Annotated in this window: 9 protein-coding genes; 4 read left to right on the forward strand and 5 right to left on the reverse strand. The window is 70.7% G+C overall.

The features are described from left to right. Positions 1-52 precede the first annotated feature (52 nt). The 4 genes from egtD to egtA are packed head-to-tail and all read right to left on the reverse strand — an operon-like array spanning position 53 to position 4,231. Positions 53-1,024: an L-histidine N(alpha)-methyltransferase gene (egtD, locus tag ACSP50_RS31585; RefSeq protein ID WP_014693372.1), complete on the reverse strand. Its 972-nt coding sequence runs from the start codon at positions 1,022-1,024 to the stop codon at positions 53-55. Continuing rightward, the gene (gene egtC / locus ACSP50_RS31590; RefSeq protein WP_014693373.1) at positions 1,021-1,761 is read right to left on the reverse strand and encodes an ergothioneine biosynthesis protein EgtC; all 741 of its coding nucleotides are present in this window, start codon (positions 1,759-1,761) and stop codon (positions 1,021-1,023) included. The genes egtD and egtC overlap by 4 nt, the downstream gene beginning before the upstream one ends. Continuing rightward, the gene (gene egtB / locus ACSP50_RS31595) at positions 1,761-3,053 is read right to left on the reverse strand and encodes an ergothioneine biosynthesis protein EgtB (protein WP_014693374.1); all 1,293 of its coding nucleotides are present in this window, start codon (positions 3,051-3,053) and stop codon (positions 1,761-1,763) included. Before egtB ends, egtC begins: the two co-directional genes overlap by 1 nt. Next, entirely contained in the window at positions 3,050-4,231 is a 1,182-nt protein-coding gene (egtA, locus tag ACSP50_RS31600; RefSeq protein ID WP_014693375.1) for an ergothioneine biosynthesis glutamate--cysteine ligase EgtA, read from the reverse strand. The genes egtB and egtA overlap by 4 nt, the downstream gene beginning before the upstream one ends. A 273-nt stretch (positions 4,232-4,504) precedes the next feature. Between egtA and ACSP50_RS31605 the strand changes: the two genes are divergently transcribed. The 4 genes from ACSP50_RS31605 to ACSP50_RS31615 all read left to right on the forward strand — a co-directional run bounded on the left by ACSP50_RS31605 (position 4,505) and on the right by ACSP50_RS31615 (position 12,044). After that, positions 4,505-6,751, forward strand: a complete 2,247-nt coding sequence (locus tag ACSP50_RS31605) for a glycoside hydrolase family 3 N-terminal domain-containing protein (RefSeq protein WP_014693376.1) — start codon at positions 4,505-4,507, stop codon at positions 6,749-6,751. A 12-nt stretch (positions 6,752-6,763) separates the two neighbouring features. Beyond that, positions 6,764-6,895 (forward strand): hypothetical protein, encoded by a 132-nt coding sequence (locus ACSP50_RS44700; RefSeq protein ID WP_014693377.1) that lies wholly within the window; start codon positions 6,764-6,766, stop codon positions 6,893-6,895. Positions 6,896-7,249: 354 nt separating this feature from the next. After that, complete coding sequence (locus ACSP50_RS31610) at positions 7,250-11,671, forward strand: polymorphic toxin-type HINT domain-containing protein (protein ID WP_014693378.1); 4,422 nt, start codon at positions 7,250-7,252, stop codon at positions 11,669-11,671. Positions 11,672-11,690: 19 nt separating this feature from the next. After that, complete coding sequence (locus ACSP50_RS31615; protein WP_014693379.1) at positions 11,691-12,044, forward strand: hypothetical protein; 354 nt, start codon at positions 11,691-11,693, stop codon at positions 12,042-12,044. A 219-nt stretch (positions 12,045-12,263) separates the two neighbouring features. On the opposite strand, the gene ACSP50_RS31620 is transcribed toward ACSP50_RS31615, so the two are convergent. After that, positions 12,264-12,962 (reverse strand): GNAT family N-acetyltransferase, encoded by a 699-nt coding sequence (locus tag ACSP50_RS31620; RefSeq protein WP_014693380.1) that lies wholly within the window; start codon positions 12,960-12,962, stop codon positions 12,264-12,266. Positions 12,963-12,979 lie beyond the last annotated feature (17 nt).

Here is a 12,979-nt window from a genome sequence, read left to right on the forward strand (position 1 = left end):
ACACGCGCGGGCCGGCGGCGCTCAGGGCCGCCGGCCAACGGCGTACGGCCGATCAATCAGTGACGGCCTGGGCCAGGGAGACGCCGAACCAGTCCTGCGGGTCGGACCACCAATGGCGGAGGGCGAAGCCCGCCGCCGCCAGTTCCGCCGCAAGCCGCTCCCGCCGGAACTTCGCCGAGATCTCGGTCCGCATCTCCTCCCCCGCCGCATACGAGACGGTCAGGTCCAGATCCTCGATCCGCACCGTCTGCGCCCGCACCGACCGCAACCGCATCTCGATCCATTCCCGATCCGGGTCCCAGGCGGCCACATGCTCGAAGGCGAGTGGCTCAAAGTCGGCCCGCAGCTCGCGGTTGATGACATGCAGCACGTTCCGGTTGAACTCCGCGGTGACGCCGGCCGCGTCGTCATAGGCGGGCACCAGCACGGCAGGGTCCTTGACCAGATCGGTGCCGAGCAGCAGCCACTCACCCGCGTGCAGCACGGAGCGCAGGTCGCCGAGGAAGGCGGAGCGCTCGGCCGGGATCAGGTTGCCGATCGTGCCGCCGAGGAAGGCGACCAGGCGGCTGTCGCCGTCGGGCAGGTGGCGCAGGTGCCGGGTGAAGTCGCCGACCACGCCGGTGATGCTCAGGCCGGGGTAGGTGACGCTGAGCGCGTCGACGGCCTCAGCGAGGGCACTCTGGGACACGTCGAACGGGATGAAGGAGCCGAGCGTGCCCCGCCCCAGCATCGCGTCGAGCAGCAGCCGGGTCTTCTCCGATGAACCGGAGCCGAGTTCGACGAGGGTTTTCGCGTCGGTGAGCCGGGCGATCTCCGCGGCGGCCGCGCTCAGGATGGCGCGTTCGGTGCGGGTCGGGTAGTACTCCGGAAGCCGGGTGATGTCCTCGAAGAGCCGGCTGCCGCGGGCGTCGTAGAACCATTTCGGCGGCAGCCGTTTCGGGTCGGCGCTCAGGCCGTCGCGCACGTCGGCGCGCAGGGATCGGGCCAGGTCACGCTCGTCGAGATGCTTCTCCAGCGAAGTCACAGCTCTCCTAATTCCACCGCAGCGGGGGTCGCGATCAACAGCCGGCGGTCCGGGAGCGGCCGCCAGGCGGGGTGGTCGTCGAGGGGCTCGGAGGCGACCAGCACGGCGTCGCCGGTCGCCCGGACGGCGAGCGCGTGCCCGGCAGTGGTCGCCAGGATCCGATCACCATCGGTCAGCAGCAGGTTCAGCCGGGAGTCCGGCGCGACCCGCAGCACGGCGGTGACCACGGACAGGAGTGCCTCCTCCGCGGTCTTCCCGGCGCGCAGCCCATGGCGTACCAGAGCGAACAGGGCGGCCGCATCGGTCGGCGCGTCGAGGGTCAGCAGGTCCTCGACGGGAAGCGCGGCGGCCAGGTCGGCGAGGGTCCCGGGGAAACCGCGGACCACCCCGTTGTGGCTGAAAAGCCACCGCCCGTCCTGGAGCGGCGCCGTCGCCGTCGCGATCACCGGCATCCCCTCGGTCGCCGACCGGACCGCCGCGAGCACCGCCCCCGACCTGGTCACCTCCGCGAGCCGGGGCAGTGTCGGATCGCTCCAGATCGGCATCGCGCTGCGATACCGGACCGGCGGCCCGCCCTCGGGCGGATACCACCCCACGCCGAACCCGTCGGCGTTGATGGTGCCCCCGCCGCGCATGTCACGTGGTGCCCAGGCCTGGTGCGACAGCGCGTGCGGCGGGTCGAACACCCACGCCGACAGTGGCTCGGGCGGCCCGAGGTAGGCCAGGTGGCGGCACATCAGACGAGCTCCCGCGCGCACCGGAAGCCGCTGAAGATCTGCCGCCGGATCGGGTGGTCCCAGTTGCGGAACGTGCCGCGGCAGGCGGCCGCGTCGGTGCCGAACGAGCCGCCGCGCAGCACCTTGTAGTCACCGCCGAAGAAGACCTCGGAGTACTCGGCGTACGGGAACACCCGGAATCCGGGATAGCCGTGCCAGTCGGTCGATGTCCATTCCCAGACATCGCCGATCAGCTGGTGCACGCCCAGCGGCGACGCGCCGGCCGGATACGCCCCGGCCGGCGCCGGCGCGAGATGCCGCTGCCCGAGGTTGGCGTGTTCCGGGCCGGGCGGCTCGTCGCCCCACGGGAAGCGGCGGGAGCGGCCGGTCGCCGGGTCCCAGCGGGCGGCCTTCTCCCACTCGGCCTCGGTGGGCAGCCGTTTCCCGGCCCAGGCCGCGTACGCCTCGGCCTCGAAGTAGTCGACGTGCACCACCGGCTCGTCGCCGGCGATCGGGCTGATCCGGCCGAACCGCCGGTAGAGCCAGGCGTCACCGTCGCGCAGCCAGTGCATCGGCGCGGTCAGCCCGGCCTCGTGCCGGTGCGTCCAGCCCCGCGCCGACCACCAGCGCGGGTCGTCGTAGCCGCCGGCGTCGATGAAGGCGAGGTAGTCACTGTTGGACACCGGGGTGGCGTCGATCAGGAACGCCGGGACCTCGACGGTGTGCGCCGGCCGCTCGTTGTCCAGCGCCCACGGGTCGGTGTCGGTGCCCATGGTGAACGGGCCGCCGGGGATCAGCACCTCGCCGCGCACCCGGGCGTCCCCGGGCGGGGGCGGCGGGGCGGAGAGCACCGGCGAGCCGCCGCGCAGCTGGTGGGTGGCGAGCATGGTCTCGTCGTGCTGCTGCTCGTGTTGCACGATCATGCCGAACGCGAAGCCACCGGCGAGCAGCGGCCGCTCGTCCAGGCGCACCCGGTCGAGCACGTCGAGCGCCTTGTCCCGCACCTGGCCGATGTATCGGCGCGCCTCGGCCGGGTCGAGCAGCGGCAGGGCGGGGCGGTCGCTGCGGGCGTGCTGGAACGCGTCGTACAACTCGTCGATGTCCTGACGCACCGGCTCGCGGCCGCCGACGTCCCGGACCAGCCAGAGCTCCTCCTGGTTGCCGACGTGCGCGAGGTCCCAGACCAGCGGCGACATCAGCGGCGAGTGCTGCGCGACGAGGTCGTCGTCGTCGACCGCGTCGGTCAGCAGGGCGGTGCGGGCCCGCGATCGCTCCAATTCGGCGGCGATCAGGTTCTTGTCGGGGTTGATCATCGAGCGTTCCCCTTCAGGCGCGCGTCAACAACATCGGAAACCTGCTTTCGGACGACGTCATCCAGCCCCGTCCGGTCGAAGTGCCGGCAGGCGAGCTCGGCCAGTCCGGCCGCCGCCGCGCGGACCGCCGGATCCCGCAGCCCGTCCCGTGCCGCGGCCCGCCACCGCCCCGCGACCGGCGCCGCGATCTCCCGGCCCTGAGCGGTGATCACGTCGTCGGCCATCAGCGCGGTCAGCACCGCGGCCGGGGCGATCCAGTCCGGCCCCGGCTGGGTGTCGAGGTAGCGCACCTCCAGGTAGCCGCGCGGGCGCACCGGCGGGAACAGGGTGCTGAGGTGATACTCCAGATCGGACACGGTCGGTGTGCCGTCGGTGATCCAGTCGGCGAAGGTCACCCCGGGCGGCGCGTCCCACCGCCCGTCGTCGCGCCGCACGCAGAGCAGTGGCGCGTCGAGCGCGTACCGGGCCCAGTCCTCGGCCGGGGAGCCGGACTCCCGGAAGGCCGGGCCGGCGCGCCGGGGGTCGATGCCGTACCAGGCGGCCATCCGGGCCGACGCCCAGCCGGTGTCCCGCCCGGCGTGCACCGCCGAATTCGCGAACAGCGCCAGCAGCGGCGGCCCGAAGTCGTGCAGCGCCGCCCACCGGCCGGCGATCTGGTGGGCCTCCCCGGCGTCGAGGCAGACCTGCAGTCCCGCGGTGCCGGTCATCATGGTGCGCCCAGCGCGGTCGAAGGAGCGTTCCATCGCGGCGTACCGCGGCGTGTCCAGGATCCGGGCGGGTTCCCGGTGCTCGTCGATGCCCCGGTCGCCGAGGCGCAGGCCGGCCCGGGCGAGCATCCCGGCCAGGGCGGCGTGGTCGGCGGTGACCGCCGCGTGCAGGGCGGGCAGCGCATCGGCCGGCGCCGACGAGATCTCCAACTGACCGCCGGGTTCGGCGGTGACCGTGCCGCCGCCGGGCAGCGGCACCGGTTGCGGATTGCCGAGGGCGGCCGGCGCGTGCACCCCCAACGCGTCACGCAGGTCCGCGGCCGGGACCGGGACGGCCGGGTCATCCACGTGGTGTGTGGTCCATTCCAGCTCGACGCCGAGATGGCGTGGCGGGCCGGTCTTGAAGCAGATGCCGGAGATGTGTTCGATCGCTTCCGCGGCTCCCCGCAGCACTCGATCGGCCGAACTCATGCTCCCCCTCGGGCCGTCGGAAGACCGGAGCCGGAAGATCACCTAGGGTGATCGAGGCGCTCCGATCCGTGCGAACCCTTTGGACCCTACCGGGATCCGGCCCGATCCGCCCACTCGGGCATCGACTGTTTCCACGATCGTCAACCCACGGTCCGGTGACTCTAAAAGTTCCGGAACCGACCCGGGGTGCCGGAACCGGTTCCGGACTGGAAGACTCCATCACGTTCGTGTTTGGCAGACCGTGCTTCGCGGTCGTGACGACCGGAGGCCCGCATGCCCGCGGAAACCCCCTACCTCGACCCTGCGCTCCCCGTGGAGCAGCGGGTCGACGACCTGCTCAGCCGCATGACGCTGGCCGAGAAGATCGGGCAGATGCTGCAGCTGGACGCCCGGCAGGACCTGGCCGAGATCATTCAGGACAAACTGGCCGGTTCGATCCTGCACACCTCGCCGGCCAAGCTGATCGAGGCGAGCGAGCTGCTGTCCCGCACCCGGCTGAAAATTCCGCTGCTCACCGCGGAAGACTGCATCCACGGCCACTCGTTCTGGCCGGGCGCCACGATCTTCCCGAGCCAGCTGGCGATGGCCGCCTCGTGGGACCCGGCGCTGCTGGAACGGGTCGCCCGGGCCACCGCGGTCGAGGTCTCGGCCACCGGCATCCACCAGACCTTCTCCCCGGTCCTGTGCATCGCCCGGGATCTGCGCTGGGGTCGGATCGACGAGACTTTCGGCGAGGACCCGCTGCTGATCGCCGACCTGGGCGCCGCCATGATCCGCGGATACCAGGGCACCGGCCTGACCGACCCGACCGGCATCCTGGCCACCGCCAAGCACTTCGCGGGCTATTCCGAGACGCAGGGCGGCCGGGACGCCAGCGAGGCCGACATCAGCCGCCGCAAGCTGCGCTCCTGGTTCCTGCCGCCGTTCGAGCGGGCCGCCAAGGAGGGCTGCCAGGTCTTCATGCTCGGCTACCAGTCGATGGACGGCGTGCCGATCACCGCCAACAAATGGCTGCTCAACGACGTGCTCAAGGGCGAATGGGGCTTCACCGGCACGCTGGTCACCGACTGGGACAACGTCGGCCGGATGGTCTGGGAGCAGAAGGTCTGCGCCGACTACGCCGAGGCCGCGGCACTCGCCGTGCAGGCCGGCAACGACCTGGTGATGACCACTCCCGGTTTCTTCGACGGGGCACAGGAGGCGGTCGCGAGAGGCCTCCTGACGGAGGCGGACATCGATGCGGCCGTACGCCGTATCCTGCGCCTGAAGTTCGAACTGGGCCTGTTCGAGAACCCGCGCACCCCGGACGCCGAGCGGATCGGCGCCGTGATCGGCTCGCCGGAGCACACCGCGCTCAACCTGGAGGTGGCCCGGCGCTCGCTGGTGCTGCTGCGCAACGACGGCACGCTGCCGATCGACCCGGCCGCGGCCAGCCGCCGGATCGCCGTGCTCGGCCCGAACGCCGACGACGTCTCCGCCCAGCTCGGCGACTGGGCCGGCAACTCCGGTCAGGTCGGCTGGATGCCGGACGGCCACCCGCGGGAGCTGACCGCCACCGTGCTGGACGGCCTGCGCGCCACCGTGCCGGCCGGCTGGGAGATCGTCCACGAGCGCGGCGCCGACATCGAGCGACTGGTGCCGGACCCGGAGGGCGAGACGTTCCCGGACGGGCAGCCCCGCCCGCCGATCTCCGAGTCGGCCCCGGTGGACCCGGCCCGGATCGCCGCCGCGGCCGAGCTCGCCGCCGGCGCCGACTACGCGGTCGTGGTGGTCGGCGACACCGTCAACCTGACCGGCGAGGGCTGCTCCACCGCCACCCTCGACCTGCTCGGCGGCCAGATCGCGCTGCTCGACGCGGTCGCCGCGACCGGCACCCCGACGATCGTCGTGCTGATCGACTCGAAGCCGCTGGCGCTGCCCCCGTCCGCACTCGGTGCGGCCGCGATCGTGCAGGCGTTCAACCCCGGCATGCGCGGCGGGCAGGCGATCGCCGAGCTGCTCCTCGGCCTGATCGAGCCGAGTGGCCGGCTGCCCATCTCCGCCGCCCGGCACGTCGGCCAGCAGCCGGTGTACTACAACCAGCTGCGCGGCCAGCACGGCACCCGGTACGCCGACCTCACCCAGGACCCGCTGTTCGCCTTCGGCGAGGGCCTGAGCTACACCACGATCACGTACGACGGCCTGGCCATCGGCGAGCCCGAGGTCCCGGCCGACGGCGTGGTGCGGGCCACCGTCCGACTCTCCAACACCGGCACCCGGCCGGCCCTGGAAACCGTCCAGGCGTACGTGAGCGACCTGGTCACCAGCGTCACCTGGGCACACCGCGAGCTGAAGGGCTACCGCCAGGTGGTCGTCCCGGCGGGCGAGAGCGTCACCGTGGAGATCGAGATCCCGGCCGCCGACTGCACCCTGGTCACCGCCGACGGTGACCGGGTCGTCGAGCCGGGCGACTTCGAGCTGCTGGTCGGGCCGAACTCGCGCCCGTCCGCCCTGCAGTCGGCGAAATTCCGGATCAGCTAGTACCGCAACCCGATGTCGTTGCTTACGGCGGTGCTGCCGCGCGAGCCGGCGGTGGGGACGTTCGGGCCGGGCGGGCACGACTTCACGTACTGGAGCACGTTGATTCCGGCGGCGTTCGCCTTCCTCGCCGCACAGCTGGATTGACCGGAGGGGCGGCCGGGTGGCCGTCCGACCTGCCGGGTGTGCGCACCGCGGCGGCCGCGGGGGCGGGGGGCGGGGGTCTCCCGGCTGTCTCCCGGCGGCCCCGGGGATCGATAGAACGACATACTCCTGGTAGAAATGTGTCGATCACATCGGCTCCGGTGGGGCGATGGCGCGATCTACGGGGGTTCCACATTGGCTATACGACGGCATGCGCCCGGTGGCGCCGTGCCGCCGGTCGGCTGACGCTGCGCGGGTGACGCCCGCTTTCTTCGACGGTTTGCCGGGCGTGCCGACAGGCGCGCCGGCTGCCCTTTTTTCGCAGTAGACGTCTACATCCGTACGGGGGATGGATTCATGGGTTCGACACGACGATGGCGGCTGCTCGCCGGTGTCGCGATGGGCGTGGCCACCGCGGTGGCCCTGCCGCAGACGGCGGTGGCGGCGGTGCCGCGCGTGGTGGCACCGGCGGTGGCGCCGGCGCCACCGCTGACGGTGCAGCAGGCGCTGGACCGGTTGCTGGGCGGGCAGACCCGGGAGGCATTGCCGACCGACAACCCGATCGACGATGCGGCGCTGGACCGGATGCTGGTCCAGGATCTGGCCGACTACGACGCGGACCCGGAGGTCCGGGCGGCCGCGGCCGCGGTGCTGGCCACCGATGACGCGGCGAAGATCCGGGACTTCCTGGACAACGGTCTGCCGGTCTATCGCAAGGCGGCCGACCAGCGCAAGCGGGATCAGGCCGAGCGGGACCGGGCGCAGGTCCAGGAGTGGGCCGAGACCGGGGGCCCGCTGGTGCGCAAGGGCGCGCAGGCGGCACTCGACTCGGGCAGCGACGCGAAGATCGCGGCATTCGTGGCGACCGGGCAGGCCGCGGCGGACCTGGCCGACAAACAGGACACGCTGAGCGCGGCGGACAAGGCCCGCACGATCCAGGCCCGGGTCGAGCAGATGGTCGCGCAGGGCGGCTACGAGGTCCAGGAGCTGGGCCAGGCGGCGCTGGACAGCGAAGACCCGGCGGTGATCGAGGACTTCTATCTCAACGGCTACCAGGTGGCCAGCCAGCAGGACGCGGACGCGCAGAAGCAGATCACCGACGCGTTGGCGGCGCGGTCGAAGGCGGTCGCGGATCTTCTAGATCTGGCGCAGCGGGCCAAGCAGGCCGCCGACGCGCAGAAGAAGATCATCGAGGCGAGTGTCGCGGCGACGAAGGCGTTGACCGATGCGGCGAACGCGATGGCCTTGGCGAACAAGGAGGCCAAGCAAGCCGACGCGATCTACGCCGCGGATGTGCCGCGGCGTCAGGCAAGCCAGCCGACCCATACCGCCGACCTGTCCGCGCTGCGCGGTCAGGCGTGTCAGGACGCGTCGATCGCGGCGCACCAGTCGGATCTGGTGACAGCGCAGTCGGGTGTCGCGGCGACGGCGGCGCAGACGTTGGAGAAGACCGGGCTGTCGCAGGGCATCGCGTGGACCGAGGTGACGCAGGCGCAGGCTGACGCGGGGACCGCTGCGAGGCTGGCCGCCGAGACCGCGTGCTATGCCGTTACTGCGACCGAGGCCGCCGGCAAGACGCTGGACGCCGATCACAACGCGACGGTTGATGCGAACAACGCGGTCAAGTATCGGCAGGCGGCGGAGCGGGAGCAGGCCGCCGCGGAGAAGCTGGCGGACAAGGCGGAGAAGCTGGCGGCTGCCGCGCAGGCTGCGGCGGCCGACGCGAAGGCGCAGCGGCTGCGGGCCGAGAAGGACGCGGCCAGCGCCCATGAACACGCTGACAACGCGGCCGCTTACTACCGGGACGCCCGCCGGCAGCGCGACATCGCCCGGGCGGCGACCGCGGCGGCGATTCAGCATTCGCTGAACGCCTACTCTGCGGCCAAGCGGGCGATCGATCAGCAGAACATCGTGGTTGGTAAGGGAGCCGAGGCCAAGCAGAAGCAGGATGAGGCGTTGGCGGCGGCTGGCCGGTTCAAGGACAAGGCGGACCGGGCCCAGGCGCTGATCAAGAAGGCGTCGGCGGACAACGAGAACACCAAGTCCAAGGAGTTCGAGGCGCAGGCCGCCGAGGCGCGCAAGATCGCCGCGGAGACCAACTGCAAGTACCCGGACTCGCCGAACGGGTGCCCGGGCACCGCGGAGATGCAGAAGATCCGCGACGACGCGACCCGGATGCGGACCGTCGCGGACGACGCCAAGAAGGCCTCCGACCAGTCCCGGGCCGCCTCGGACGCGGCCCAGGCCGAGTCCGACGCGGCGGCGGCCGACGCCCGCCGGGCGGCTGCGGCGGCTGCCGCGGCTGCCGCGGATGCACGAGCGGCCGCGAACCAGGCCCGTCTCGCGCGCCAGGACGCTGCCGACGCGAAAGCCGCGGCGAACCGGGCGATCAAGGATGCGAACAAGGCCAACGCGGACGCGCAGACGGCGGTGCAGACCGCCCGGACCGCGATCAACAAGGCGACCGCGGCGCGCGCCGACGCGGACCTGACCGCCAGGTCGGCGCAGGATGCGGTGCGGCAGTCGGCGATCGCGGCTTTCGAGTCGCGAGTGTCCGGGCGGGCGGCGTTGGACGCGCGAGAGTCGGCGGACGGGATCGCCGACCCGGCGGAAACCGCGATCGATGTCGCATCCGCGTATGCCACCACGGACAACGACGCGGCGATGGCGGTCGACATCGCCGCCAACGCGATGCTGATCGGTGACGCGCAGGCCACCGCGGCGCAGAAGCACGCGGACGACGCGGCGGCGGCGGCAATTCACGCGCAGGAGATGGCCGACAAGGCCGTCGCGCAGGTTAAACCGGCTTATCTGGCGGCGCAGAAGGCCGCCGAGGCGGCCAACCGAGCCGTCAAGGCGAGTAACGCGGCTATCGCCGCCGCCCGCGACGCGGCCAAGGAGGCCAGGGGCGCCATTACGGCCGCCAACGACGCTGCGAGCGCTGCCGAGGAAGCGGGGTCGTGGGCCAAGGGCGCCGCTGACATGGCTGCGCAGGCGGGCAGTGATGCCCGGTCGGCGCAGCAGGCGGCGAACAACGCCGCCGGTTTCGCGAAGAAGGCGGATCAGGCGGCGGACAACGCGGAAGCGCTGTCGAAGAAGATCAAGCAGGTCAGCGACACGATCACGTCGATCTCCGACGGCATGTGGGCGGTCGCGCAGAACATGGGCCGGATGGCCAAGACCCTGCAGGACATCGCCTGGCAGGCGTACAACGCCGAGCAGGCGGCGGCGGAGAAGAAGCTCAACGACTGGATCGACGACAAGGCGAAGTGGCTCAACGACCACATCGGCGGGTCGGACGTCACGAAGGGCTTCATCGACGGCGCGGCCGGCATGGTCAAGGGGATCATCCAGACCAGCAACTGCGTGACCGGCACGTTCCTGGGCACCGACGCGGCCACCGACGAGTACACGGTGCCCGAGGTCAGCTACCTGCCGAACTCGGACAAGTCCTGCAACATGCTGGTCAAGGGCTTCAAGGACCTACTGAGCGACCCGAAGCAGCTGCTGCACTGGGACGACTGGAAGAAGAACTGGAAGTACGCGCTGGGCGAGACCCTGTTCGACGGGGCCTTCTTCCTGGTCACCGACGGCACCGGGCTGATCACCAAGATCGCTGAGAGCGGCGTGGCGCAGACCGCCAAGCAGGCGATCAGGGACATCGCCAAGCTGTCGGCCAAGGACATGGCGGCCGGCGTCGTCAAGTTCGGCACCGAGAAGCTGGTCAACGCGATCAAGGAACTCGGCGCGGTCACCACCTCCCGGCTCATCGAACTCGCCGAGAGCCTCGGCGGGAAGCTGAAGATCACCTTCAACGCCGATGAACTCACGGCGATGTCCAAGGCAGTCGGCCTCAAGGGCATCGACGCGGTGGAGAACCTCCTCCGCAACCTCAAAGACACCCCCCTGATAAAGGGGATCGGCGACTTCATCGAGCGCTGCTTCAAGCGCAACAGCTTCACCCCCGACACGCGGGTTCTGCTAGCGGACGGCACCAGCAAGGCCATCGCCGACGTCCGCATCGGCGACCAGGTGCTGGCGACTGATGCCACCACGGGATACACCTCAGCGGAACCCGTCACCAACCTGATCACCAATACTGACACCACGTTCACTGATCTGACCGTTCAGGTGGCTGATGGGCAGTCGGCTGTTCTGCACACCACTACCCATCACCCATTCTGGGGCTCCGACACCAAGTCCTGGGTGGACGCCGGGCAGCTGGCGCCCGGGTCCGCGCTTGCTACGCCGTACGGTGGTATCGCCAAGGTTGCCGCTGTTCGCAGCTTCCAGGGCAGCCAGCAGATGCACAACCTCACCGTCGCGGCACTGCATACGTATTACGTGCTGGCTGGCGATGTTCCAGTTCTCGTGCACAACTGTGGGGTCGACGAGCCGATTCCCACAGATTTCGCGCCCAACACCGTGTACCGAGCCGTCCGGAAGGACGAGGATCCGGCCAAGGGTTTGTTCGCCAGGGGCGATGGTGACGTCGAGCCCTGGCAGCACGTTCTGTCAAGTCCTAGCGACTCCCCGTGGATCTCGACGACCAAGGATCCGGCGGTTGCCTTCGGCAAGTACATGAAGAATGGTCTCGGCGTGGTTAGGATCGACCTCACCAAGGTTCCGAGTGAGATGGTTGATGCTGCCGGAAATCTGCGTGTGCCGCCGGGCTACGAATGGATGGAAATCGGAGAGACGGCATTGCGCGACCGTGAATTGTTGATTCGCGGCACTATCCCGGCCGATGCGATCACGGGATATTGGCCGGCCGGTTAGGCCGGGAGAGGTGACCCGCATGAATGCAGATGACATTGCCGACAAGTTGCAGTTCGAATGGAGCGCAGACGGCGGATTCCTGTACGGGCTGCGGTACGGGCACTTCGATCCGCTTGCCGCAGAACGGTTCCTGAGCGTCCTGAATTCAGTCGACCCGGAGGATCCGGCTCGTTTTGAGCCTAGAGTGGTGGGCAGATTATGGCTCATTCCCTACTACATGCTGTCGCACCTGCATAATTCCGAACGTCAAGGCCTGGACATCAGTGAACAGCAGAGAGTGATGTTCCGCGCCAACGACGTCCTGGCCGTGATTTTCGGCGGCCGAGGTGGTACCTCGGCCAGTAGCGGTGGTGCCGAGCAGGCCGTCAGCTAGCCTTTGGGACGGGCGCCGTGGTCTCGGGTGTGAACTCGGACCACGGCGCCGCACTCTGACTGGACTTTTTCAGTGAAGTAGAGGGCGATGAGTACGCGATCTCGCCGGTGCTGATCGAGCGGCCAGCCGCACCGCACCCGAGCGCAGCGCCGACTCACCGGTTCGATCTCGGTGGCGCGATGAACGGGAGTATCTGCTCGGGATGGCCCGCCGCGCCGCTCAGAGCTGCCGGGCCGCGGCCACCTTGCGGATGGCGAAGCCCAATCCGGTGTACGTCGCGACCGCCGCCGTGTTGTGGTAATCCGCCAGCAGCGCCACCCGGCGCCGGCCGGTCGTTGCGTCCCGGCCGGCCAGCAGCTCATCGGCGGCGAACCCGCACAGGTCGGCGGCGAGCCCTCGCCCCCGCAAGTCGGGCCGGGTGGTCACCCCGGCCAGGAAACCCGTCTCGGTGGTCGACCAGGCGTCCGCCGCGACCGCGACCAGGCGTCCGGTGGCGTCCCGGATCCCGGCCCAGCGCCGTACCCCGGGACCGCCGGGCACCGCGTACGAGTCCGGGAAGGACTCGGCGAGCAGCGCCGACACCTCCGGCCACTCGTCCTCGGTCAGCCACCGCGGATCGTGGCGCGGGCGCCGCCCGATCGGCTCGGTGATCTCCATCCAGGCGAACCGCGCGCTGACTGCCAGCTCCGGCGCGCGGGCCACCACCGCCGCGACCAGGTCCTCCGGGCCGAACGGCCGGAACGTCACCCCGACCTCCGGCAGCACCTCGCGGACCAGGGCGGCGAGCGGTTCCGGGTCGCCGTGCACGACCAGCCGATCCCAGTGCGCCAGCCCGGCGCAGGCCACCACGGTCGCGCCGGGACGCTGCCAGATCCGGGCGCCGTCGGCCGCGGCCGCCCACCGTACGAAGAGATCCACGCGACCATGGTGGCAGG

Source organism: Actinoplanes sp. SE50/110 (genome assembly GCF_900119315.1).
Lineage (GTDB): Bacteria > Actinomycetota > Actinomycetes > Mycobacteriales > Micromonosporaceae > Actinoplanes.